Annotated in this window: 29 protein-coding genes; 22 read left to right on the top strand and 7 right to left on the bottom strand. The window is 53.9% G+C overall.

Annotation, left to right across the window (positions count from 1 at the left end):
* Nucleotides 1-26 precede the first annotated feature (26 nt).
* From waaA to coaD, 3 genes are read left to right on the top strand one after another with little or no spacing between them, the layout of a single operon-like run.
* Complete coding sequence (waaA, locus tag C2U54_RS05440; RefSeq protein ID WP_103181012.1) at nucleotides 27-1,301, top strand: lipid IV(A) 3-deoxy-D-manno-octulosonic acid transferase; 1,275 nt, start codon at nucleotides 27-29, stop codon at nucleotides 1,299-1,301.
* Nucleotides 1,301-2,071 (top strand): glycosyltransferase family 2 protein, encoded by a 771-nt coding sequence (locus C2U54_RS05435; protein ID WP_103177720.1) that lies wholly within the window; start codon nucleotides 1,301-1,303, stop codon nucleotides 2,069-2,071. The genes waaA and C2U54_RS05435 overlap by 1 nt, the downstream gene beginning before the upstream one ends.
* Nucleotides 2,072-2,074: 3 nt before the next feature.
* Nucleotides 2,075-2,554 carry a pantetheine-phosphate adenylyltransferase gene (gene coaD, locus C2U54_RS05430; RefSeq protein WP_103177719.1) on the top strand — a complete coding sequence of 160 codons (480 nt, stop codon included), beginning with the start codon at nucleotides 2,075-2,077 and terminating at the stop codon, nucleotides 2,552-2,554.
* 40 nt (nucleotides 2,555-2,594) lie between these two features.
* Here coaD and mutM read toward each other — a convergent pair whose 3' ends face one another.
* The 4 genes from mutM to radC all read right to left on the bottom strand — a co-directional run bounded on the left by mutM (nucleotide 2,595) and on the right by radC (nucleotide 4,787).
* Nucleotides 2,595-3,404 (bottom strand): bifunctional DNA-formamidopyrimidine glycosylase/DNA-(apurinic or apyrimidinic site) lyase, encoded by an 810-nt coding sequence (mutM, locus tag C2U54_RS05425; RefSeq protein ID WP_103177718.1) that lies wholly within the window; start codon nucleotides 3,402-3,404, stop codon nucleotides 2,595-2,597.
* A 72-nt stretch (nucleotides 3,405-3,476) separates the two neighbouring features.
* Nucleotides 3,477-3,644 (bottom strand): 50S ribosomal protein L33, encoded by a 168-nt coding sequence (gene rpmG / locus C2U54_RS05420; RefSeq protein ID WP_013094893.1) that lies wholly within the window; start codon nucleotides 3,642-3,644, stop codon nucleotides 3,477-3,479.
* Between the two features lie 22 nt (nucleotides 3,645-3,666).
* Complete coding sequence (gene rpmB / locus C2U54_RS05415; RefSeq protein ID WP_002436699.1) at nucleotides 3,667-3,903, bottom strand: 50S ribosomal protein L28; 237 nt, start codon at nucleotides 3,901-3,903, stop codon at nucleotides 3,667-3,669.
* 218 nt (nucleotides 3,904-4,121) lie between these two features.
* Entirely contained in the window at nucleotides 4,122-4,787 is a 666-nt protein-coding gene (radC, locus tag C2U54_RS05410) for a RadC family protein (RefSeq protein WP_103177717.1), read from the bottom strand.
* 174 nt (nucleotides 4,788-4,961) lie between these two features.
* Here radC and coaBC point away from each other — a divergent pair, with 174 nt between their 5' ends.
* The 3 genes from coaBC to slmA all read left to right on the top strand — a co-directional run bounded on the left by coaBC (nucleotide 4,962) and on the right by slmA (nucleotide 7,322).
* Nucleotides 4,962-6,173 (top strand): bifunctional phosphopantothenoylcysteine decarboxylase/phosphopantothenate--cysteine ligase CoaBC, encoded by a 1,212-nt coding sequence (gene coaBC, locus C2U54_RS05405; RefSeq protein WP_103181011.1) that lies wholly within the window; start codon nucleotides 4,962-4,964, stop codon nucleotides 6,171-6,173.
* Nucleotides 6,151-6,609, top strand: coding sequence for a dUTP diphosphatase (gene dut, locus C2U54_RS05400; RefSeq protein WP_168191994.1), 459 nt, complete (start codon nucleotides 6,151-6,153; stop codon nucleotides 6,607-6,609). Before coaBC ends, dut begins: the two co-directional genes overlap by 23 nt.
* Nucleotides 6,610-6,725: 116 nt before the next feature.
* Nucleotides 6,726-7,322 (top strand): nucleoid occlusion factor SlmA, encoded by a 597-nt coding sequence (gene slmA, locus C2U54_RS05395; protein ID WP_103177716.1) that lies wholly within the window; start codon nucleotides 6,726-6,728, stop codon nucleotides 7,320-7,322.
* A gap of 63 nt (nucleotides 7,323-7,385) precedes the next feature.
* On the opposite strand, the gene pyrE is transcribed toward slmA, so the two are convergent.
* Together pyrE and rph are read right to left on the bottom strand one after the other, a co-directional pair.
* A complete protein-coding gene (pyrE, locus tag C2U54_RS05390; RefSeq protein ID WP_103177715.1) occupies nucleotides 7,386-8,027 on the bottom strand; it encodes an orotate phosphoribosyltransferase in 642 nt (213 codons plus the stop codon).
* A gap of 67 nt (nucleotides 8,028-8,094) precedes the next feature.
* Nucleotides 8,095-8,811, bottom strand: coding sequence for a ribonuclease PH (gene rph / locus C2U54_RS05385; RefSeq protein WP_103177714.1), 717 nt, complete (start codon nucleotides 8,809-8,811; stop codon nucleotides 8,095-8,097).
* A gap of 125 nt (nucleotides 8,812-8,936) precedes the next feature.
* Between rph and C2U54_RS05380 the strand changes: the two genes are divergently transcribed.
* The 15 genes from C2U54_RS05380 to C2U54_RS05305 all read left to right on the top strand — a co-directional run bounded on the left by C2U54_RS05380 (nucleotide 8,937) and on the right by C2U54_RS05305 (nucleotide 21,956).
* Nucleotides 8,937-9,800 (top strand): YicC/YloC family endoribonuclease, encoded by an 864-nt coding sequence (locus C2U54_RS05380; protein WP_103177713.1) that lies wholly within the window; start codon nucleotides 8,937-8,939, stop codon nucleotides 9,798-9,800.
* 200 nt (nucleotides 9,801-10,000) lie between these two features.
* Nucleotides 10,001-11,269 (top strand): tyrosine-type recombinase/integrase, encoded by a 1,269-nt coding sequence (locus tag C2U54_RS05375; RefSeq protein ID WP_103177712.1) that lies wholly within the window; start codon nucleotides 10,001-10,003, stop codon nucleotides 11,267-11,269.
* A 91-nt stretch (nucleotides 11,270-11,360) separates the two neighbouring features.
* The gene (locus tag C2U54_RS05370; protein WP_103177711.1) at nucleotides 11,361-12,257 is read left to right on the top strand and encodes a hypothetical protein; all 897 of its coding nucleotides are present in this window, start codon (nucleotides 11,361-11,363) and stop codon (nucleotides 12,255-12,257) included.
* 101 nt (nucleotides 12,258-12,358) lie between these two features.
* Nucleotides 12,359-12,577: a helix-turn-helix transcriptional regulator gene (locus C2U54_RS05365; RefSeq protein WP_047026876.1), complete on the top strand. Its 219-nt coding sequence runs from the start codon at nucleotides 12,359-12,361 to the stop codon at nucleotides 12,575-12,577.
* Complete coding sequence (locus C2U54_RS05360) at nucleotides 12,577-13,011, top strand: hypothetical protein (protein ID WP_103177710.1); 435 nt, start codon at nucleotides 12,577-12,579, stop codon at nucleotides 13,009-13,011. The genes C2U54_RS05365 and C2U54_RS05360 overlap by 1 nt, the downstream gene beginning before the upstream one ends.
* 13 nt (nucleotides 13,012-13,024) lie before the next feature.
* Entirely contained in the window at nucleotides 13,025-13,867 is an 843-nt protein-coding gene (locus C2U54_RS05355; protein ID WP_103177709.1) for an antA/AntB antirepressor family protein, read from the top strand.
* Nucleotides 13,860-14,540 carry a host cell division inhibitor Icd-like protein gene (locus C2U54_RS05350; RefSeq protein WP_233210495.1) on the top strand — a complete coding sequence of 227 codons (681 nt, stop codon included), beginning with the start codon at nucleotides 13,860-13,862 and terminating at the stop codon, nucleotides 14,538-14,540. Before C2U54_RS05355 ends, C2U54_RS05350 begins: the two co-directional genes overlap by 8 nt.
* Nucleotides 14,537-14,815 carry a hypothetical protein gene (locus tag C2U54_RS05345; RefSeq protein ID WP_053059858.1) on the top strand — a complete coding sequence of 93 codons (279 nt, stop codon included), beginning with the start codon at nucleotides 14,537-14,539 and terminating at the stop codon, nucleotides 14,813-14,815. Before C2U54_RS05350 ends, C2U54_RS05345 begins: the two co-directional genes overlap by 4 nt.
* Nucleotides 14,812-15,006: a hypothetical protein gene (locus C2U54_RS05340; protein ID WP_103177708.1), complete on the top strand. Its 195-nt coding sequence runs from the start codon at nucleotides 14,812-14,814 to the stop codon at nucleotides 15,004-15,006. Before C2U54_RS05345 ends, C2U54_RS05340 begins: the two co-directional genes overlap by 4 nt.
* Nucleotides 15,003-15,599 (top strand): hypothetical protein, encoded by a 597-nt coding sequence (locus C2U54_RS05335; protein ID WP_103177707.1) that lies wholly within the window; start codon nucleotides 15,003-15,005, stop codon nucleotides 15,597-15,599. The genes C2U54_RS05340 and C2U54_RS05335 overlap by 4 nt, the downstream gene beginning before the upstream one ends.
* A 12-nt stretch (nucleotides 15,600-15,611) precedes the next feature.
* The gene (locus C2U54_RS05330) at nucleotides 15,612-18,383 is read left to right on the top strand and encodes a TOPRIM and DUF927 domain-containing protein (RefSeq protein ID WP_103177706.1); all 2,772 of its coding nucleotides are present in this window, start codon (nucleotides 15,612-15,614) and stop codon (nucleotides 18,381-18,383) included.
* Nucleotides 18,384-18,763: 380 nt separating this feature from the next.
* Complete coding sequence (locus C2U54_RS05325) at nucleotides 18,764-19,225, top strand: single-stranded DNA-binding protein (RefSeq protein ID WP_045620588.1); 462 nt, start codon at nucleotides 18,764-18,766, stop codon at nucleotides 19,223-19,225.
* A gap of 11 nt (nucleotides 19,226-19,236) precedes the next feature.
* Complete coding sequence (locus tag C2U54_RS05320; RefSeq protein WP_103177705.1) at nucleotides 19,237-19,548, top strand: PerC family transcriptional regulator; 312 nt, start codon at nucleotides 19,237-19,239, stop codon at nucleotides 19,546-19,548.
* A gap of 510 nt (nucleotides 19,549-20,058) precedes the next feature.
* The gene (locus C2U54_RS05315) at nucleotides 20,059-20,670 is read left to right on the top strand and encodes a hypothetical protein (protein WP_103177704.1); all 612 of its coding nucleotides are present in this window, start codon (nucleotides 20,059-20,061) and stop codon (nucleotides 20,668-20,670) included.
* Nucleotides 20,671-21,413: 743 nt separating this feature from the next.
* Nucleotides 21,414-21,956 (top strand): plasmid pRiA4b ORF-3 family protein, encoded by a 543-nt coding sequence (locus C2U54_RS05305; protein ID WP_103177703.1) that lies wholly within the window; start codon nucleotides 21,414-21,416, stop codon nucleotides 21,954-21,956.
* Here the strand turns inward: C2U54_RS05305 and C2U54_RS05300 are convergent.
* Nucleotides 21,949-22,308, bottom strand: coding sequence for a hypothetical protein (locus C2U54_RS05300; protein ID WP_103177702.1), 360 nt, complete (start codon nucleotides 22,306-22,308; stop codon nucleotides 21,949-21,951). The genes C2U54_RS05305 and C2U54_RS05300 overlap by 8 nt on opposite strands.
* 204 nt (nucleotides 22,309-22,512) lie before the next feature.
* Here C2U54_RS05300 and C2U54_RS05295 point away from each other — a divergent pair, with 204 nt between their 5' ends.
* On the top strand, nucleotides 22,513-23,655 hold the full coding sequence (locus tag C2U54_RS05295) for a Fic family protein (protein ID WP_103177701.1): 1,143 nt from the start codon (nucleotides 22,513-22,515) through the stop codon (nucleotides 23,653-23,655).
* Nucleotides 23,656-23,696: the final 41 nt, after the last annotated feature.

Below are 23,696 nucleotides of genomic sequence, written 5' to 3'. Positions count from 1 at the left end.
CCGAAACTGAAAAAACGGATAATCGCTTGGAATTGTTGTATACCGCTCTGCTCTATATTATTCAGCCACTGGTGTGGCTACGACTGCTGCTGCGTAGCCGTAAAGCGCCTGCCTACCGTAAACGCTGGGCTGAACGCTATGGTTATTGCCGCAACAAAGTTGCGCCGGACGGTATCCTGCTCCATTCCGTTTCGGTGGGTGAAACGCTGGCCGCCATTCCGCTGGTCCGCGCCCTGCGCCACCGCTATCCGTCGCTGCCGATCACCGTCACCACCATGACGCCTACCGGTTCCGAACGCGCCATGTCCGCTTTTGGCAAAGATGTGCATCACGTCTATCTGCCGTATGATTTACCCTGTGCCATGAACCGTTTCCTTAACACCGTTCGCCCTAAGCTGGTGATCGTAATGGAAACCGAACTGTGGCCGAACATGATTTCTGCCCTGCACGCCCGCAAAATTCCCCTGGTGGTGGCTAACGCTCGCCTGTCAGAACGCTCCGCGAAGGGCTACGGCAAGCTGGGCAACTTTATGCGCCGCCTGCTGAGCAAGATCACCCTGATTGCGGCACAAAACGAAGAAGATGGCGCGCGATTCCTGTCGCTGGGCCTGAAGCGCAACCAGCTGGCGGTCACCGGCAGCCTGAAGTTTGATATTTCTGTTACCCCGGAGCTGGCTGCCCGGGCAGTCACATTGCGTCGCCAGTGGGCGCCGCGCCGCAAAGTGTGGATCGCCACCAGTACCCACGACGGTGAAGAAGAAATTATCCTGCAGGCGCACCGCCAGCTTCTTGAACGCTTCCCGGACCTGCTGCTGATCCTCGTGCCTCGTCATCCTGAACGGTTTAAAGATGCCCGCGAGATGGTGCAAAAGGGCGGATTCAGCTTCACGATGCGCAGCAGCGGTGAGATCCCGTCCGCCAGCACCCAGGTAGTGATTGGCGATACCATGGGTGAGCTGATGCTGCTTTACGGTATTGCCGATCTGGCCTTTGTGGGTGGCAGCCTCGTGGAGCGTGGCGGGCATAACCCGCTGGAGCCCGCAGCGCACGCCATCCCGGTGCTGATGGGGCCGCATACCTTCAACTTCAAAGATATCTGCGCCAAACTGCAGCAGGCGGACGGGCTGATTACTGTCACCGATGCGAACGCCATCGAAAAAGAGGTTTCAAACCTGCTGACCGACGAAGATTATCGTCTGTGGTATGGCCGTCACGCTGTCGAAGTGCTGCATCAGAACCAGGGGGCGCTGACCCGCCTGCTGCAGCTGCTGCAACCTTACCTGCCCCTGCGGAGCCACTGATGTCTGCGCGTCTGTCGGTGGTGATGATCGCCAAAAACGCCGCTGACCTGCTGCCGGATTGCCTCGCCTCTGTGGCATGGGCCGATGAGCTGATCCTGCTCGACTCCGGCAGTAGCGACGACACGGTTAACATCGCCCGCGCAGCCGGCGTACAGGTCCATATCGATGCCGACTGGCAGGGTTATGGTATTCAGCGCCAGCGGGCGCAGCAGTACGCCACCGGCGATTATGTCCTGATGCTCGACACCGACGAGCGTGTAACCCCAGAGCTTAAACAGGCCATCCAGCGCGTACTGGCGGCCCCTCAGCCTGATGTTGTCTACAGCATCGCCCGGCGAAACTATTTCCTTGGCCGCTTTATGCGTCACAGCGGCTGGTATCCCGATCGCGTTATGCGTTTTTATCCGCGGACGCGCTATCAGTACAACGATAACCTGGTTCATGAGTCGCTGGCCTGCGACGGTGCGCCGGTGACTGCCCTTGACGGCGACCTCCTGCATCTGACCTGCCGTGATTTCGCCAGCTTTCAGCGTAAACAGCTTAATTACGCCACGGCGTGGGCCCGGGAGCGCCATCAGCGCGGCAAGAAGACCTCGCTGGCTGGGATTTTCAGCCACACCGTCGGCGCGTTTCTGAAGACGCTGGTGCTACGTGGCGGCGTGCTGGACGGTAAACAGGGCTGGTTACTGGCGGTGGTTAATGCCCAGTATACTTTTAATAAATACACCGAGCTGTGGGCGCTGAGCCGCGGCTACTCTGAGAAAGCGTGAGCCATGAGCACAAAAGCGATTTATCCGGGTACCTTTGATCCTGTCACCAACGGCCATATCGATATCGTCACGCGTGCCGCAAGCATGTTTGATACGGTGATTCTGGCGATTGCCGCCAGCCCCAGCAAAAAGCCCCTGTTCGATCTCGATGAGCGGGTTGCGCTGGCGAAAGCCGCGACCGCGCACTTACCCAATGTGGAGGTCGTGGGCTTTAGCGATCTGATGGCGAACTTTGCCCGCGCTCAACAGGCCAATATCCTGATTCGCGGACTGCGCGCGGTGGCCGATTTTGAATATGAGATGCAGCTGGCGCATATGAACCGCCATCTGATGCCTGAACTGGAAAGTGTCTTTCTGATGCCGTCCAAAGAGTGGTCGTTTATCTCCTCTTCGCTGGTCAAAGAGGTGGCGCGCCACGCAGGTGACGTCACCCATTTCTTACCCGCCAGCGTGCATCAGGCGCTGATGGACAAGCTGAAATAAATGTTTTGCCCGGTGGCGCTGCGCTTACCGGGCCTCCGCATCATTTCTGGCACTGACGGCAATAGAACGTTGCCCGCTGGGCATGCTTCGTTGCCACAATCGGTGTGCCACAGACCCGACACGGCTCATCTTTACGGCCATAGACCTGTAGCTCCTGAGCAAAGTAGCCCGGCTTGCCGTCGCTTTGTAGGAAGTCTTTCAGGGTAGTTCCGCCCTGCTCAATCGAACGCAGCAGTACGGCTTTGATCACCCGCACCAGCAGCTCGCACTCCTGCGACGACAGAGATGAGGCTAACCGATCGGGATGGATCCCGGCGGCAAACAGCGATTCGCTGGCGTAGATATTGCCCACGCCGACCACCAGCTTGTTATCCATCAGCCAGGGTTTAATGGCGGTTTTCTTCTTCGCGCACTTCGCCTTCAGGTACTCCGCGTTAAACGCGTCAGAGAGTGGCTCCGGCCCGAGGTGCGCCAGCACATTATGCCCTTCCAGCTCTTTGGTCCACAGCCAGGCACCAAAACGACGCGGATCGGTATAGCGCAGCACTTTGCCGTTGCTCATCACCAGATCGACATGGTCATGTTTTTCTGCGGGCAACTCTTCGCTGAGGATGCGCAGGCTCCCGGACATGCCCAGATGGATGATGATCCAACCGTCAGGCAACTCAAGCAGCAGGTACTTTGCGCGGCGCTGTACGCTGAGAACCGGTTTATCGCTTAGCGCATGGATCTCGTCAGAGACCGGCCAGCGAAGACGACCGTTACGGACAACAGCGTGAAGAATGGTCGCACCGACCAGATGAGGCTCAATGCCACGGCGGCTGGTCTCTACCTCAGGTAATTCAGGCATGGTTCCTCCGTTGAGATGCAGAATGCAAAAAACCCCGCAGATGCGGGGTTTTTCAATACAAGGAATCTAAAATTATTTGATTTTAGCTTCTTTGTACATAACGTGCTGGCGTACAACTGGATCGAACTTTTTCAGTTCCAGTTTTTCCGGCTTAGTACGTTTGTTCTTCGTGGTGGTGTAGAAGTGACCTGTACCAGCAGAAGAAACCAGCTTGATTTTCTCGCGAATACCTTTAGCCATGATTTATTTCCTCTTTAAGTACTTAGTACTTTTCGCCACGGGCACGCAGTTCAGACAGAACTGTATCGATGCCTTTCTTATCAATTACACGCATACCTTTAGCAGATACGCGCAGGGTGACAAAACGCTTCTCGCTCTCAACCCAGAAACGGTGAGAGTGCAGGTTCGGCAGGAAACGGCGTTTAGTCGCGTTCAGTGCGTGGGAACGGTTGTTACCGGTCACCGGACGCTTGCCAGTAACTTGGCAGACTCGGGACATGTCTATTCTCCAAAAATCAAATTAGCTCGAGCTTCGTATGGGGTATCGGCGCCTCGTCAGGCTTTACAGCCCGGTCATCGCGTAGTTCTTAGTGAACCATCGATTGCCAGGCCCAATTGCCAAACCCGAGATTCTCAAAGGTGGCGTAGTATACGCTGACTCGCGGATGTGCTCAAGTCCCGAACAGACAAAGATCCCGATGGATCGCGAGAAATGGCTTAAATCCACCCACGTTCGGCAAACGAAACGTACTCTCCGCGGCCAATGACCAGATGATCAAGAACACAAATGTCCATGAATTGACAGCATTTAATGATGCGTGCGGTCACGTCTCTGTCGGCTTTGCTCGGTTCGGCGCGCCCTGAGGGGTGATTATGCGCGAGGATCACGCCCGCGGCATTCACTTTTATCGCTTCGCGCACAATTTCCCGGGGATGCACCTCAACGTGGCGCAGGGTTCCCGAAAATAACCGGCTGTGGCTCAGCACCCGGTTTTGGTTATCAAGGAAGATAACCATAAAGATCTCGCGCTCCTCTTCCGCCAGTTGGCTGCGCACAAACTCCCGGGTCATCTGCGGGTCTTTTAGCGGATTGATGCTCCGAATCCCCGAGCAGTAATAACGGCGGGCAAGCTCCGCAATCCCTTTCAGCTGGGCGAATGTCGCCAGGCCAATTCCCTCGACCCGCCTGAAATCCTTCAGCTCTGCGGATAACAAACCGTGCAGCGAGCCGAAATGCTGCAACAGATCTCTGGCAAGCGCAAACACGTTTTTACTCCGCGTCCCGGTACGCAGGAAGAGCGCCAGCAGCTCTTCGTCCGTCAGCAGTGTCGCGCCATCCCGTAGCATTTTCTCCCGCGGCAGCAGCGGGGATAGTGTCTCCATACCCTCTCCTTCTCCATCACCACGCTATGCTGCCACAGCACCTGTCGCCTCACGAGGCTCTGTTTTTCGTATTGCGTAGCGCCTCGCAAAGTGGCGGATGGACAACAGCACGATGCTTTTCGGATTGTGATAAAATGCCCGCCTCTCAGCTGAACCCAACAGGAAAGAATCATGATGAGCCTGGCCGGTAAAAAAATCGTTCTTGGCGTGAGCGGCGGCATTGCAGCCTATAAAACGCCGGAACTGGTGCGCCGTTTACGCGAGCGCGGGGCGGACGTGCGGGTGGCAATAACCGAAGGGGGCAAAGCGTTCATTACGCCGCTGAGCCTGCAGGCCGTTTCAGGCTACCCAGTGTCGGACAGCCTGCTCGATCCGGCGGCAGAAGCCGCAATGGGCCATATTGAGCTGGGTAAATGGGCCGATTTAGTCATCCTCGCCCCCGCCACCGCCGATCTCATCGCCCGCGTTGCCGCCGGCATGGCTAACGACCTGGTTACCACTATTTGCCTGGCCACTCCGGCGCCCGTTGCCGTGGTCCCGGCCATGAACCAGCAGATGTACCGCAACGCGGCAACGCAGCATAACCTGGCGACCCTCGCCTCTCGCGGGCTGTTAATCTGGGGGCCGGATAGCGGTAGCCAGGCCTGTGGCGATGTGGGTCCGGGCCGCATGCTGGATCCGCTGGCGATTGTGGATCTGGCCGCGAGTCATTTTTCACCTGTCAACGATCTGCAACATCTCAACATCATGATTACCGCGGGTCCGACGCGTGAACCGCTGGATCCGGTGCGCTATATCACCAACCAAAGCTCCGGCAAGATGGGCTTTGCGATTGCCGCCGCCGCTGCGTCGCGCGGGGCAAAGGTGACGCTGGTGAGCGGCCCGGTTTCGCTGCCAACGTCTCCAGGGGTGCAGCGCATCGACGTCACTACCGCGCTGGAAATGGACGCCGCGGTTCAGGCCCATGCGCAGCAGCAGCAGATTTTTATCGGCTGTGCTGCCGTGGCGGACTATCGTGCTGCCGCCATAGCCGATGAGAAAATCAAAAAGCAAGGCGATGAAATCACGATAAAAATGGTGAAAAACCCCGATATCGTAGCCGGGGTCGCGGCATTAAAAGATCGCCGCCCTTACGTCGTTGGGTTTGCCGCTGAAACGAATAATGTGGAAGAATATGCCCGGCAAAAACGTACCCGCAAAAACCTCGATTTGATTTGCGCGAACGACGTATCGCTGGCCTCACAAGGATTCAACAGCGACAGCAACGCATTGCACCTTTTCTGGCAGGATGGAGATAAAGTCTTACCGCTTGAGCGCAAGGAACTCCTGGGCCAACAATTACTGGACGAGATCGTTACCCGTTATGATGAAAAAAATCGACGTTAAGATTCTGGACCCGCGTGTTGGTCAGCAATTTCCACTGCCGACCTATGCCACTTCCGGCTCTGCCGGTCTTGACCTGCGTGCCTGCCTCGACGACGCCGTAGAACTGGCACCCGGCGCTACCACGCTGCTGCCGACCGGCCTTGCGATCCACATTGCCGACGCCTCTCTGGCGGCGGTGATCCTGCCGCGTTCCGGCCTGGGTCATAAGCATGGTATCGTGCTGGGCAACCTGGTGGGTCTTATCGATTCTGACTATCAGGGTCAACTGATGGTTTCTGTCTGGAACCGTGGCCAGGAGAGCTTCACCATTCAACCCGGCGAGCGTGTCGCCCAGATGGTGTTCGTCCCGGTGGTACAGGCTGAATTTAATCTGGTAGAAGATTTCGACGCGACCGATCGCGGCGAAGGCGGCTTCGGCCATTCCGGGCGTAAATAAACCCGGCTATACGCATCCCACAACGTATAACGTAATAACAAACCGCAAACAGCCGTTTGCGGTCGTTGTGTGGACGTCAGCCTGACTAGTGATTATTTTCAGGGGTATTTTGTAACATGGCAGAAAAACAAACAGCGAAAAGGAATCGTCGCGAAGAAATACTTCAATCTCTGGCTCTGATGCTTGAATCCAGCGATGGCAGTCAACGCATCACCACCGCAAAACTGGCCGCCTCTGTGGGCGTGTCGGAAGCGGCGCTGTACCGTCATTTTCCCAGCAAAACGCGGATGTTCGACAGCCTGATCGAGTTTATCGAAGATAGCCTGATTACGCGTATCAACCTGATTCTGAAGGATGAAAAAGACACCACCGCACGGCTGCGTCTGATTGTCCTGCTGATCCTCGGTTTCGGCGAGCGCAATCCGGGGTTAACCCGTATCCTGACCGGCCACGCGCTGATGTTTGAACAGGACAGATTGCAGGGGCGTATTAACCAGCTTTTCGAACGTATTGAGGCGCAGCTGCGCCAGGTATTACGCGAAAAGAAAATGCGCGAAGGGGAAGGCTTCACCACGGATGAATCACTGCTTGCCGGGCAAGTTCTGGCCTTCTGTGAAGGGATGCTCTCCCGCTTTGTGCGCAGTGAATTCAAATATCGTCCGACGGACGATTTTGATGCCCGCTGGCCGCTCGTGGCCGCGCAGTTGCAGTAACCCTGTTTATCCGGCCTACGGTTTTCGTAGGCCCGGTAAGCGTCGCGCCACCGGGCCATTGACTTATACGCCGTACGCTTCGCGATAGGCGCGCACTGCCGCCAGGCTCTCTGCCATCTCCGGCTTCTCTTCCATCCAGGCAATCAGATCTTTCAGGGTGATGATTGAGGTCACTTTGCAGTTGTAGTCACGCTCCACTTCCTGAATGGCGGAGATATCGCCACGTCCGCGCTCCTGGCGGTCCAGCGAGATCAGCACGCCCGCCAGCGTGGCGTTATTCGCCTGGATAATCTCCATCGATTCACGGATGGCGGTGCCTGCGGTGATCACATCGTCTACCAGCATCACCCGACCTTGCAACGCGCTACCGACCAGGTTACCGCCTTCACCGTGAGTTTTAGCCTCTTTGCGGTTAAAGCAGTACGGCACATCGCGATCGTGATGCTCCGCCAGTGCCACGGCGGTGGTGGTCGCAATCGGAATACCTTTGTACGCCGGGCCAAACAGCAGGTCGAATTCGATCCCGGAATCCACCAGCGCTTCGGCATAGAAGCGGCCTAACAGTGCCAGATCGCGCCCGGTATTAAACAGCCCGGCGTTAAAGAAATAGGGGCTCTTGCGCCCGGATTTCAGCGTAAATTCGCCAAACTTAAGTACCTGCTTGCTAAGCGCAAACTCAATAAACTGGCGCTGATACGGTTTCATGGATTCGCTCCTTTCTCTTTTCTCTCTTACAGGCAAAAAAAAGGCGACTCATCAGTCGCCTTTAAAATCAATTTTCTAACGCCGCCTTCTGCGTCGTTACGATAGATTCGATCCCCTCTCGGGCCAACGCCAGCAGAGAGAGCAGCTCTTCGTGGGTAAACGGCTCACCTTCTGCCGTGCCCTGCACCTCGATGATGCGACCATCTTCGGTCATCACCACGTTCATGTCGGTCTCTGCCGCGGAGTCTTCAACGTACTCCAGATCGCACAGCGCTTCGCCATTGACGATACCTACTGATACCGCCGCCACCATGCCTTTCAGCGGGTTCGCTTTCAGTTTACCGGCCGCAACCAGTTTGTTCAGGGCATCGGCCAGCGCCACACAGGCTCCGGTAATAGAGGCAGTACGGGTGCCGCCGTCCGCCTGGATCACGTCGCAGTCCAGGGTGATGGTGAACTCGCCCAGGGTTTTCAGATCAACAGCGGCGCGCAGCGCACGCGCGATCAGACGCTGGATCTCCATGGTGCGACCGCCCTGCTTGCCCTTCGCCGCTTCGCGGGCGTTACGGGTGTGGGTGGAGCGTGGCAGCATGCCATATTCGGCAGTGATCCAGCCCTGTCCCTGGCCTTTCAGAAAGCGCGGTACGCCCTCTTCAATGGAGGCGGTGCACAGGACTTTGGTGTCACCAAATTCAACAAGCACGGAACCTTCAGCGTGTTTTGTATAGTTACGGGTCAGGGTGACGGGGCGCACCTGGTTGGCGCTACGACCTGATGGACGCATGATGATATCTCCGGCTTGAAACGAATGTGGCTGCGCATTATACGGATTAAACGCGCTTATTCCTATCCTGAGAAAGCCCCGAAAGCTATAATCCCCCCATCTCTCCTCTGAAAACGGAAAAGTCTATGATCCGCAGTATGACCGCCTACGCCCGCCGTGAAATCAAGGGTAGCTGGGGCAGCGCTACCTGGGAAATGCGCTCGGTAAACCAACGCTATCTTGAAACCTATTTCCGTATGCCAGAACAGTTCCGCAGCCTTGAGCCTGTCGTTCGTGAGCGTATCCGCGCTCGCCTGACCCGCGGAAAGATTGAATGCAACCTGCGTTTTGAGCCCGATGCGAGCGCGCAAGGTGAGCTGATCCTGAACGAGAAACTGGCTAAACAGCTGGTGAACGCCGCTAACTGGGTCAAAATGCAGAGCGACGAAGGCGAAATTAACCCGGTGGATATTCTGCGCTGGCCTGGCGTGATGGCGGCAGGCGAACAGGATCTGGACGCCATTACCGCTGAGATCCTTACCGCGCTGGACAGCACGCTGGACGATTTCATTTTAGCCCGTGAAACCGAAGGTCAGGCGTTGAAAGCGCTGATCGAGCAACGCCTGGAAGGCGTTAGCGGTGAAGTGGCGAAAGTCCGCGCCCATATGCCGGAGATTCTGCAGTGGCAGCGTGAGCGTCTGGTCGCCAAACTGGAAGATGCCGAAGTCCAGCTGGAAAACAACCGTCTCGAACAGGAGCTGGTGCTGATGGCCCAGCGTATCGATGTGGCGGAAGAGCTGGATCGTCTGGAAGCGCACGTCAAAGAGACCTACAACATCCTGAAGAAGAAAGAGGCCGTGGGCCGTCGTCTCGACTTTATGATGCAGGAATTCAACCGCGAGTCGAACACGCTGGCGTCCAAGTCTATCAACGCCGAAGTCACTAACTCTGCGATTGAACTGAAGGTGCTTATTGAGCAGATGCGCGAACAGATTCAGAATATCGAGTAAGCTATCAGCAAGATTCACAAAGACACATAAATCACATCAAGCCCGCAACCCAGCGGGCTTTTTTGTTATCATGGGCTATCATAAAGACGCAACAAAGCGCATAGTTAAGGTGTACACCTAGGTGTACCCATGGCGTTAGGTGTACGCAACTAGGTGTACACCCCTTATTAAAAGTTTGGAATAGTTTGGATATTCGCAAAATGCCAAAACTCACAGACATGCAGATCCGCGCATGGATAAAGGCCGGGGAGCGATTCGAGGGACGCTCTGACGGTAACGGGCTTTATCTTTCATACCGCGAAAACTACCAGACCCCCGTCTGGCGATTCCGCTATAAATTCGCTGGGAAACCCCGCGCAATGATGATCGGCTCATATGCTGAGCTATCACTATCAAAAGCCAGAGAGACAGCCAAAGAGCTATCGGCGCGTGTTGCGCTGGGTTATGACGTCGCGGGAGAGAAGCAGGAACGGAAAGCCGAAGCGCTGGCGAAGATGGAAGCAGAGAGAAACGCCATGCGCGTTTCAGAACTTGCCGCTGAATACTTTGAGCGTCAGATCCTGCCGCGCTGGAAGCACCCCGATATACTCCGCCGCCGTATCGACAAAGATATAAACCCCTGCATTGGCAGCATGAAGGTAGAGGACGTGAAGCCGCGCCATATCGACGACATGCTGAAAGGTATTGTTGACCGTGGAGCGCCTACCATAGCAACGGACGTTCTACGCTGGACGCGCCGCATTTTCGATTACGGCATCAAACGGCACGCGCTGGAGATTAACCCGTGTTCAGCCTTTGAGGTGTCAGACGCTGGCGGGAAAGAAGTTGCCCGTGACCGCTGGTTAACACGTGGCGAACTAATCCGACTGTTTCAGGCTATGCGTATGGCTAAGGGATTCAGCCGTCAGAACGAGCTTACCTTCAAGCTACTGCTGACGTTGTGTGTGCGTAAGATGGAGTTATGCGCCGCCCGCTGGGAGGAGTTCGACTTAGACGGGGCTATCTGGCACTTACCCGAAGAACGCAGCAAAAACGGCGATGCTATCGACATACCACTCCCCCCACCAGCCGTAGCATGGCTACGTGAGCTTCACACATTCTCATGTAATACAGCATGGGTGCTGCCAGCCAGAAAGATGCAAAGCCGGATGATTCCCCATATTCAGGAAAGCACCCTACCCGTTGCGCTGGCAAAGGTTCGCGCTGAAATGCCAGACGTACCGAATTACACCATTCATGACTTCCGGCGCACTGCCCGCACCCATCTTGCGGCGTTAGGTGTGGATCCCGTGGTAGCTGAACGCTGCCTGAATCACCGTATTAAGGGCGTGGAGGGTATCTATAACCGTCACCAGTATTTTGATGAGCGTAAAGCGGCGCTGGCGCAGTGGTGTGATTTGCTGGTGGCACTGGAGAAGGGTGAGGATTACAACGTGACGCCTATTATAAAGACGCATAAGCTATCGTAAGAATAGATTGAGCCTAGTCCGACGGGATGAAAAGCGGAAGCCTTACCGCCTGGCTCAATCAAGTGAAAGGCAAAGCGTGAAAGGTAGCGTGATGATCTTACCAAAGCATAGATATTATTCGCTTGAAAAAGTAGCCAAAATCACTAAGTGCGAAGTGTCTGATTTAATACATTTTGCTTCAATAGGCTTATTACAGTTTTGTATTAAGATGCCTCATATTGAATTTCTATTCGATAGCTCGCCAAAAAATGAGAACGAGGAAGTAAAGTTAATTAATGTTGAGTCTGATAGTATATTGCCTGTCGATTACTTAAAAGAAAAATATGATATTAAGCCTGAACCTAATGCTGATCTACACTGCCTAAGATTTAGCTATAAGTCAGATTATTTCTCTGTTACAGAGCAATATGATATGAACTCAGGAAATAAATCTATTGAAAAATGGAGTGGTTTTCTGGCGATCCCTCAAGAGTTCATCGAAGCAGAGGAGAGGTATTTATCTGATTATTGGGATGATTGGGATATAACTATCGATACTCTTGATGTGCCCAGATGCGAAAACGCAACGTTTAGAGATGGCTACGTTGCTGGACGATTTTATTTCGATGACTGGTATACTGTTCATAGTAAGGATATGTATATAACCAGTTATGAGCTTGAATTGCTATGCAATGGCGGCAAGGAAATCACATCAGAAACCGATCTTGCAACAAGAAATAGCCCCAATATTTTATCCACCTCACCACTACCAGTTAATAAAAAAGCTGAGAGACATGCTTCCAATAGAGAGGGGTTATTGAAAGCTGCTATTTATATCCTAAGTAAATATCCTGACGACTGCCGAGGGGAAAGAAAAGAAGTCAGTCCTGAAAAATGGCGGGACTGCTTACTTGAACACAAAGATGAAATTCCACCATTAATGATTACCAATGGTGATGTGATCCTTAAACATCTAAGAGCCTCAGTCAACGGGAAGGGGCAGAGTTAATTTAGTGTAAGGGTACAGTGAGCTTACTGTACCTTATGCTCTCATTTTTTAGCCGCTAACCTCATACCGTAACAACAGCTATCACAGGAGTTACGGGACATATGACAGTACACCACGCAGCGCAATCAGCATTTCCCACTACTGGATACATCCGCCGTTTTCGTATGCCGGAACTTCTGGGTGTTTCCATGCCAACCATTGACCGCTGGGTTAAGAACGGCACGCTGCCGCGCCCAGTGAAACTCACCGATAATGTGACCGCCTTTGATGCGGTAGAGATTAATAACTGGCTGGCTGAGCGCCGGGGAAAGGTGGCCTGATGGAAAAGAAAAACCGCCCCGTACAGCAGGCGGCTAACTCAGATATTCGCACGTCTGATATTACGCCGACCACCAGCCCGGTACAAGTACCTAAGCGAACCCCAAAGAAACACCGCGCCCGCGTCTATATGCTGCGCACTGGCGTAGAGGGATGGACAGAAAATGACATCCTGCGCTACTGCCGTCTTTCATCCGGGCGTAATTATGCGTCTGAACTGGAGCGCCAGCTTGATATTCAACTGGAGCGTATCGACGAGAAAAACCCGGATGGTATCGGCGCACACCTGCGCTACCGCTTTTCCTGCCGTGGCGACGTTCTCAAGGTGATCCATCTTGTGAACCATAACGCCGCCATTAATGAACATCACGGGCTATCTCAGCAGGATATTACCGACATTCTGAACCTCTACCCGGACGCGTTTAACGCCGCATAACGGAGCCGAAAATATGACTATCGAAAAAAGCCGATTCAATTCGGAGGCCGCCCCACAATCCAACGCTTGCCAGGGCGAACATAGCAATAATGACTTTGCCGCGATTGTTCCCGTTATTTCCGGTCAAATTGGCGGGCGTGAGGCCAGTATTGTTAGCGCTAAGGCACTGCATAAAGCGCTCGGAGTAGGTAACGATTTTTCAACCTGGATCAAACTACGCATTGATGAATATGGCTTTAGCCTGAGTGCTGATTACGTGGTTTTTGATTCCTCATATTTCAGGAATCAAAGTTCAAATTTTGAACAGGGTAGCCCCGGATGGGTGACAAAGCGTGGCGGCGACCGTCGCAGTAAAGATTATGGCCTTTCTCTGGGAATGGCTAAAGAACTGGCAATGGTAGAGCGAAACGAACAAGGTCGCGCCGTTCGCCGTTACTTTATTCAGTGTGAAGAAGCCCTACAGCGCAGCGTGCCAGAGATTGCCGCTCAGTATCGCCGCCAGCTCAAAGCCCGTATCGGTGCCGCCAACCTGTTTAAACCGATGTGCGTAGCGCTGGAAAGCGCCCGCGCAGAACAGGGTAAACAGACGCAGGCTCGCCACTACAGCAACGAGAGCAACATGATCGCCCGCATTGTTTTGGGTGGCATGACGGCGAAGCAGTGGGCGCAGGCGAATAGCATTACTGGCGAACCACGCGACAGCATGAACGCCGGGCAACTGGAACACCTCACCTACCTGGAGAGTACCAACATTACGCTGATTGATATGGGTATGGGATATGACCAGCGTAAAGCCGAGCTAATCCGCCTCTCTCAGCGCTGGTTAGCTAAACATCTGGGGGCTAATCATGCTTAATGCCGCCGTCCAGAATAAAGCCTTTCCCCTGGCTGGCCTGATGTGTACCTTGCGCGGGATCGCACACACGCATGAGGGTAAAGCTGGCATAACAGTGCCAGCTAATGCCAGCTCCTCATTTTCTCGTCGTGGTGACGAGGAGAGTTTCGAGACCAGTATGCGCACGCGTGAAGGTGAGTTTCTGAAGTCCAGAAAAAAGGGCTTGCCGACTATCGCCAACCCGGTTTATGGTTATAGCGCACCAGCAAAATCTGGTGCCGGGATTGGCGTCCCGATAACCTGTATAGTGCCGACACGCACTAAGCGTGTTTTTTTGTCGGCAAAATTCCTGCGCACCCAAATTATGGTGGGTTGGATGAGGCTTCCGAAAGGAAGGCCGGTGTCTATACAGGCCGGTTACGCCAACCTTGTTCAGCTCACCACCAGTCTGAGATTGGCGTCTCTTGGTGGTGAATTCAAAATTCACTGTATAGAGGCTGCCATCATGGCTACTACCCCTACCCAAAAACCATCATCCATCTGGTTAATCGCAGCCGTTCGCCGCGATATGCCGACAATTACCGCCAAAATCTATCACATTGCTGCTGAAACTGAGCGCGAAGCTCGCCGCACGTTGGCGCGGGATCATGTTTGTTTCTTCGCAGGCCGTATCCGTCTGGAGGTGGCAGCATGAGCCAGTTACCTGACCAGATTGAGGAAGCAACAGCAGTAAGTAACCGCATTCGTGCCGCGCTGGGTTGCGGTGAAATCACCGAACCACACACCCCGGAGAATGTTTCACGCGCCCGCCTTTTGCGTGTACGTGCTGGCCTTTGCCATGTGCTGACGGAGATTATGCCCGGAATAACAGCGAGTGCGGAACGTGACGAGCTGTATGCGTGGTTGTTTGAGATTCACTCCGTGACAAGAGCTGAAGATTGCCAGGCGAGACTGGAGGCGGACAAATGAAACAGTTCCGAATTACCGCAACCTGTTTTGATGGTTCAGGAGCGTCGATTCCGGTCACATGGTACGGCGAGGCCGAGACGCCCGATATTGCCGTTCAGTGTATGAGAGACGAAGTGCATGGCAACGGATTGAGTATGGGAGCAGTCACCGCTGTTCAGCAGCGTGAGAAACAACAGGAGTTAGCAGCATGAACATATTACACCGCGCAGAGGCCACACCGGACGGCGTGAACATCATAACCCGCAATGATGCCGGGATATATGAGCATGTAGCCATTATCACCTATGAGAGCGCTGTAAGCCGTCTGGATGCGGGAGAGTACGACGATACGCCAGATATCGGCTACGCCATTCATTTTGCCGTTGCTGATGGCGGGGCGCGTGGCTGGTTCGACTTTACCACGCAGCATAACGTCACTATGTGGCGCTGGCTGATTGCGGCCTGTTTCGTTGCTGAAATGAAGCGCGAGAACGGCACAACCTCCGTTACTGAGTCTGACGGCACATCATCGCAGGTAGCGATTTACTCCAATGGCACAGCGGGCATTGTGGTTTACCCGTTTGCGGAACGTCTTGCGATGGCAAACAACATTGAGGGCGCACTGATTGAGCGCTACGGCACTGAGCAGGGGGCGGAGAACGCCATTGTGTTCTATCAGGCCATGCTGGATACGGAGCGCGGTGAGCTGACCCCGTTCGGACGTGAAACGCTGGCAGAGCTACACGATCACTTCATTGCTGATCTGGATGAAAACGGCTGGCCTGAAATGCCAGCGGCGCACTGAGGGAGCGACACAATGCGTAATATCGACCTTATCCGCGAAGTGACCACCGCCGCCGCTGGCAACTGGCCTTATGTGCTGGCTGGCCTGTCTATCGACGTGCCTGATTCATCACGCCGCCATTCCCCATGCCCTGCATGTGGCGGTACGGATCGCTTCCGGTTCGATGATAACGGGCGCGGCAGCTTTATCTGCAACCAGTGCGGCGCGGGCGACGGGCTGGATTTAATCAAGCGGGTTAACAACTGCGACACCACGGAGGCGGCGCACCTTGCCGCTGATGTGCTGGGTATTGATTACCGGGAGACAGAAACCGACCCGACGGCAGCGAGCCAGAGGCGGGAGCAAATGGAGTCTGAGCGCCAGCAGCGCGAGCAGGAGCGCCAGAAACAGGCAGCAGAGGACGCAGAGCAGCGAAGGGCTACGTTTGCCCGTCTGTATGCCGGAATGCGCCAGAGCGTCACACAGGGCGAATCTGAATACCTGATTGCTAAGGGGCTGGACGGGTTCACTTTCCCGCTATTGCCTGATGGTTCAGTCCTGCTTGAGCTGGTGGATGAGTCCGGCGCAGTGGCAGCCGCACAGACCATCACCCCACAGGGAGAAAAGCGCCTTATGACAGGTTCAGCAAAGCGCGGGGCATACCATGCCGTAAACGCGCCAGAATCGCCGCAGAGCGTTTTAATTGCCGAGGGGCTGGCTACCGCCCTGTCCGTTCACCAGATGCGGCCTGACGCGCTCACAGTGGCGGCAATTGACGCCGGGAACCTGATCCACGTTGCCGGAGTAATGCGCCGGAAACACCCGCAGTCGCAAATTATTATCGCCGCAGATAACGACCACCCTACAGCAGCCTCCGAAACCGGAGCCACCAACATCGGGAAGGAGGCCGCAGAGAAAGCGGCTTTATCCGTGGCTGGCTGGGTATCGCTGCCACCGACTGACAGCAAAGCTGACTGGAACGACTACCACCAGCAACACGGGCTGGAAGTCGCTACGGCTGCGCTTAACGATTCGATGTACCAGCCGCAGGGGGAATGCGTGAAACCACAACTACAGGCCATTGAGGGCGGTAAAACTGACCAGCCAGAGAAAGACCCGCTAAAACCCCGCATTGAGAGCCGCAAAGATGGCGTTTACTGGATCACGCCTAAAGTGGACAAGGAAAGCGGCGAGATTATCAACAATGAAAGCTGGCTGGCCTCACCGATGGACGTTATCGGCACCGGGCGGGACGACAAGGATCAGTATCTGATACTGCGCTGGCTGGCCTTTGGCGCAGGCATACCGACAACAGCGGCTATCCCCCTGGCTGATATCGGGGAGCGCGAAGGCTGGCGCACCCTGAAAGCGGGCGGGGTTAACGTCACCACCAAAAGCAGCTTGCGGGCGATTCTGGCTGACTGGCTACAGCGTAGCGGCTCACGTGAATTGTGGCGTGTTGCTCACGCTACTGGCTGGCAGTGCGGGGCATACATCATGCCGGACGGGGAGATAATCGGCGCACCTGCGCAACCCGTTTTATTCAGTGGTCGCAGTTCTGCCGTTGCCGGGTACACCGTGGCGGGAACCTCAGAGAGCTGGCGTAAGAGTGTTGCGCGTCTGGCATACGGTAACTACTCGATGATGACAGGCATTGCCGCCGCACTGGCAGCACCGTTAATCGGGCTGGCTGGCGCTGACGGATTCGGCATTCACTTCTATGAACAGTCGAGCGCGGGTAAGACCACCACAGCGAACGTCGCCAGCAGCTTATACGGCAACCCGGACTTGCTACGCCTGACGTGGTACGGCACGGCGCTGGGGCTGGCGAACGAAGCCGCCGCACATAATGACGGGCTGATGCCACTGGATGAAGTCGGACAGGGGGCAGACCCGGTAAGCGTGTCACAGTCTGCCTATGCCCTGTTTAATGGCGTTGGGAAATTGCAGGGGGCGAAGGAAGGGGGAAACCGGGATTTAAAACGCTGGCGCACCGTGGCGATCAGTACCGGGGAAATGGACTTGGAAACCTTCATCGCCACCGCAGGACGCAAGACCAAAGCCGGGCAACTGGTGCGCCTGCTGAATATCCCGCTGAGTAAGGCGGTGCGCTTCCACGACCACCAGAACGGCAAACAGCACGCCGACGCGCTGAAAGACGCTTACCAGCACCATCACGGCGCTGCCGGGCGGGAGTGGATCGGGTGGCTGGCAGACCACCAGCAGCAGGCCATTGATACCGTTCGTGACTGTGAAACCCGCTGGCGCAGCCTTATTCCTGCTGACTATGGCGAGCAGGTACACCGCGTGGCCGCACGTTTTGCCATTCTGGAGGCGGCTTTATTGCTGGGTGAGGTTGTTACCGGATGGGACGATCAGACGTGCCGTGATGCGATACAGCACAGCTACAATGCCTGGCTGCGCGAGTTCGGCACGGGCAACAAAGAGCACCAGCAGATAATTGAGCAGACGGAGGCGTTTTTGAATGCTCATGGCCTGAGCCGCTACGCGCCGCTGGGTTATGACCCCCGTGATTTACCGATCCGTGATTTAGCTGGGTACAGGAAGAAGGGGAACCACGACAGCGACCCGATAATTTTTTACACCTTCCCGGCGACCTTCGAGCAGGAGATCGCACGGGGATTCAATGCCAAACAGTTTGCCGAGGTACTTAAACGCGTCGGGATGCTCACCCCGCCGACCAGCGGCAGAGGTTATCAGGGACGTGTGCGCGAGGATGGCAGGCAAATCCGCGTTTATGTGCTCAACTTCATGGCAGAGGATAGCAGCCAGCCAGAGGAGTGATCTTTTTTCACATGCGTAGTTTTAGTGTTGTCTCAGTTGTCTTTGTTGTCTCAGTTTGTAAATTTGATTGATTTATAAGGTTTTTATTTCATTTTCTGAGACAACAGCGAGACAACATTTAGCTGTTTTGAGACAACATAGTGAAAGTGTGATTTTTTGCCTGGCTGGCAGTGAGACAACATTTACCCTGCGTGAGACAACACAAAATCATCAATGTTGTCTCGGCAAAATCCAGACGTGGCGCGGCCTGTAGCGCCGTGAGACAACAAAGACAACAGAGACAACACTATTTTTGCTTACTATGAAAAAAATCAGCAGGTGTCCCACAATAAGACAGTGCCGGGTAATCTTCATTAGCAAAACTAATAATCGAGGTAACAATGACAGCACAGATATCAGCATACGGGCGGCTGGTGGCAGATCCCCAGACCAGAACGACGAACAGCGGAACCAGCATGGCAATGGGGCGTTTAGCGGTGGCACTCCCCTGCCATGCAGTAGAGGGCGGAGAGGTTACTTTCTGGCTGGGCGTGGTGGCATTCGGCAAACAGGCCGACGCACTGGCAGAACACGTTAAAGGCGATTTAGTCAGTGTTGCCGGAACAATGCAGGTCAATCAGTGGACGGGCAAGGATGGAGGAACGCAGCAGGGGTATCAGGTAGTAGCCGACAGCGTGATCAGTGCGAGGACAGCAAGGCCGGGCGGAAAGCGTGGCGCGTCAGCTAGCAAAAATGAAGTCAACAAAGGCCATACCACGCAACCCGCGCCGGGATGGGAAATATATAACACCCCTGATGATTTTGACCAGCGCCAGCCATTCGACGATGAAGCGCAATTCTGAGGGAGAGAAGCATGGTAAACGACAGGAAAGCCGAGGAACTGGAAGCAAAGGGGCTGTATCGCAGGGCAGCTACACGCTGGCAGGAAGTCATGATGATTTGTGCTGAGGACGATGATAGGGAATGGGTAAAGCAGCGCCGTGATATGTGTCTGGATAACGTGAAGCGACCGCCCGTGAAGGTTGAGGACTTTGGCGACCTGCATAAAGCTGTCACCGAAACTCAGCACCGCATGGGGATAGCGCAACCGAACGGTAATGCCTTCCGGTTAAATGGCGGCAAGAAGCAACGACAGCCCACCAGCGGGGGCGATGGTTCGCAGTAACGTTCGCACCAGAACGGATGTAAATCCTGGACTGTCCTGGACGGATCTTAAACCCTCGTAGCGCTAAACCCGCGCCAGTTGCGGGCTGGAAGCCAGAATGTGATTTAGATTGTCCAAAATATTCTGGTTCGCGCCACTGGTTCGCAGTACGCAGTCAGGTACGCGGCAAAACTGCGTGATACGAAACCCATTCGCAGTTGCGTACCAGCGGGTAAGCCGCATTATCGCTGGGTTTCTACAGTCGAACGCAGTACGCAAAGTGAAAAATCCTCCAAATACGAAACCCGAATATTGCGCAGTAAATTGCGAATTGCGCAGTTCACAAAAAATCTGCGCAAAACGAAACGGATACCAATTCGCAAACCATCCTCAACCCCGCGCGGTTACTGGCTTTATTGATTTGAAATTACAAAAGTGGTGCGCAATTTACAGTAAAATACGCATATTATTTCGTATTCAATTTGCGCACCGTTCGCAGTTAATGCGCAGTAATTCGCAGGAGGCCAGCCAGTGAGAGACAGAACGCGCAGCTATACCACCGACCTGCCCCGCATAGGGTTGCCATTCCTTTCGCACATGCGTAGCAGGCTGGCGGATGCTGAACCGGGTACGCAGCTTTATACCCAGACCGAAAGCGGAACGTTGTATACCTTCAGGCAAGCCGACAGCTACGCCATGACAATCAACGGCGTGACGCGGGCTATTCGCACCACAACCACGAAGGCCGGGTATGGCGTCCGGGAATGGTACGTTTGTCCCCACTGTATGAAACGGGCTGCAAAGCTGTATATCGGCAAGAAAGATATTGGCTGCCGGGCGTGCTGGAAACTTCACTATAAAAGCCAGAGCGCCGACAGACTGGACAGGATGCGCATGAAGATACGCCAGCAGCGATACGCGATATGGGGCAACAATGACCTTACCAATAATCTGTTTAATGACATTCGCATGTTCCCGAAACCAAAGGGGATGCGCTGGGCTACGTTTGACAGGAAGCGGGCAGAGTTGTCAGCAATGGAAATGGCTTACTGGCAGGCATTCAGTCCGGTAGTAGATAGAATCACGGGCGTGATTGAGCGTAAGACGGGGAAAGCAGCCAAAGGTATTGGCCTGACTCTGTAAAAGCAAAACGCCCGCAAAGGGCGTCAGGGAACGGGATAGACTTCTGCGACAATTTGCATTCGCCGCCAATATAGCAAGCCGTCCACATCAAGCAATAAACTATCATCGGGAGGGGGAGGCCAAATCTCTGCAACCCTGAGCCTTACGGACTGCCCGCCTCATCGAATGTTTATACCCGCGAAAAATAAAATTCAAACAAGGGCAAGGGGCGGGTAAAGAGCTCAGACCTCTCGCTATAAAGGACCGCCGCCTAACCTACCTTTGCACCGCCGCAGGTTAGAAAACTTTTTCAGGTACAGAGGCGCAGTAATTCAGGGGCTTACCATGCAAATCGGGGTTAAAATGGGGTACGCACATCACGACAGGGTAAACGTGATTTACTCACTGGCTGGCAGTAGGTACACAGTAGGTACGCAGCAGAACGGAGAGGCCACACAATGACCCCGCAGCAAATAGCCGCCCTGACAGTCGCAGAACTGGAGTATTCAGGCCACAGCATTACAGCAGCCGACCAGAGAGAGATACAGCGCAGCGTCACTGATGATATTGCCCGGCGTAAACGGTTCGGGGAGATGATGCGAGCGCCTGCCTACCAGTGGAAGAAGCCAGCGCCGCGCAGGTAGATATGGGATTATTCCACATGTAACTTATGCGTATTAAGCAAATTACCTTTATTCACCTTTACAGAATTGTGAGTGCGTCAGTATCGTTATCCTTCCGATTCGCATTTATTCAGGATTTGCATGTACCAGCTAAAGATAACCATCCGAGACAGCAAACCACCAATATGGCGGCGTGTGCTGGTTCCAGAGCAAATCCCCTTTAGTGAACTTCACGCGGTGATCCAGTTGGCTTTTGGCTGGAATGACGAACATCTGTATATGTTCGAGAAAGGCCGTAAAGGTGATCTAGGTAGCGAGTATCGCGTATGGGGTGAGGGTGAAAGCATGGGTAACGCGGCAATCACACCACTATGGGCAGCGCTCCAGAATGAGGGTGACAAGCTGGTTTACACGTATGACTTTGGCGACTGGTGGGATTGCGTCATTGTGCTGGAGAAGCAAACACACGATACGAGTAATCAGCCCATTAGCTGCCTGCGTGGGAAAGGCACCACCCCGGCGGAAAACTCAGGCGGCTTGCATGGATACAATGAATTGCTATTACAGGCCAGAGAGTCTGATAATCCTGAGCAGGCCGAGATCCACAATTTCCTGATGCTGGATATTGAACGCCGGGTTTACGACCTGGACAACATTAACAACAGATTGCAGGCTCTTAACTGACCCGCATGTATTCACCTGATATTGCGTTATCAGCGCCGCCACTATCTCGCACAACGGCACACTGTCCCGGTAAACCGTAGCGCACGACCGTTGCGCTGGTTTCACCGCCACGCCGTACCTGACGAGACTCATACACCGTCACACGCTCAAGCAACCCACCAGCAACCATACTTTCAAGAGTTCGCCGGGTTGATTCGTGCTGGTGGCGCTTATCGAACGACGCCATGCCATGAAGAAGGTAGGCCACGCCCGACACATCGAACGGCGGCGCACCAATCTCACCAGTAACCCAATCGAGGCTATCAGGTTCAAAGTAGCTGAGTATCTCTTTTTTGCGGTTGGTCATTCTCATGGCTGGCTGATTCCTTATTGTGGGATAGAGGTATCATACAATAAGAGCGAAAATAGCAAGCTCAAGTTTCCTCTTTTTTGAGATGTTCACAATGCGTTATTTGAGATAACCACATGTACATATGACCCACAACTGGTGGATAGAAAAGGTTTTTTCGTGTAGATTTTGAGATAACGCATACACGGCATTTTAGATAATTAAACTATGGCGACCTTCAATCACTTCGAGCTTGGCCTGATAAATCCTGAATTCGACTCACCGTTAGTTGACGTTCTAACTGAGCTGGAGCTACTTAGGCACCTAAGGCTTGAAACTGACGTGCACCCGATTTTGTTCGTCCAGTTAAAAGATGTTTTTCACATGCTTGAAAGTCTAGGCTCAGCCCGTATCGAGGGGAACCACACAACTCTTGCCGATTACGTTGAAAGTAAGGTTGAGGGCACCAGCAGTTCCACTGACCAGTTGAAAGAGATTTACAACATCGAAGAAGCGATGGAATTCATCGACCAGCATTTTAAAAACGGTGAACCAATAACTGAGCACTTTATCAGGGAGCTGCACAGTCTTGCTGTATTGGGGCTGGATCGAGAGGGCGACAAAACCCCCGGAGCATATCGCCAACACAACGTAAGTATCGCACAATCGGCACACCTTCCACCCGAACACATGCTGGTGCCAGGGTACATGGAAGAATTGACTGCCTTTATTAATCGTGCAGATAAACCAAAATATGACCTGATGAAGATAGCTCTGGCTCACCATCGTTTTGGTTGGATCCACCCATTCGGGAATGGTAATGGTCGAACAGTCCGCTTACTAACCTACGCACTGTTAATTAAGTACGGCTTTAATGTGCAGGCTGGTGGCCGGGTGCTAAATCCTACAGCAGTCTTCTGTAACGACCGAGAACGTTACTACACCATGCTGGGTGAGGCAGATAAAGGCACAGAAGACGGGCTGGAAAGATGGTGCCTATATGTACTGTCTGGGATATCTGTAGAACTAAAAAAAGTTGACCAGTTAACCAACCTAAGCTTCCTCAGCTCGAAGATTTTATACCCGGCTGTAGATTATTCCGTTGAACGCGGTCTTATTAATGACCTTGAAGCGAAGGTGCTAAAAAGAGCCGTGGAAAAAGGCACCATAAAAGCAGGCGATTTGAAGGATGTTCTCCCAGAGCTTAAGGGGCCGCAGATAACTTATCAGATTGGTAAGCTGATCGAGCGTGGGATGCTTCAACCTATAGAAGAAGGCGCAAGGACATACACAGCTAAGTTTTCGAACTCATTTCTCATCCGGGGTGTGATCACTACGTTGAGGATAGAGGGCTTCATACCAAACCTATAAAACATAGGTCTCAGTTGATGCTCAAAAACCAGAGCACTTTA

The sequence above is a fragment of the Leclercia sp. LSNIH1 genome, from assembly GCF_002902985.1.
Lineage (GTDB): Bacteria > Pseudomonadota > Gammaproteobacteria > Enterobacterales > Enterobacteriaceae > Enterobacter.
This window is presented reverse-complemented; position numbering and strand designations above follow the sequence as displayed.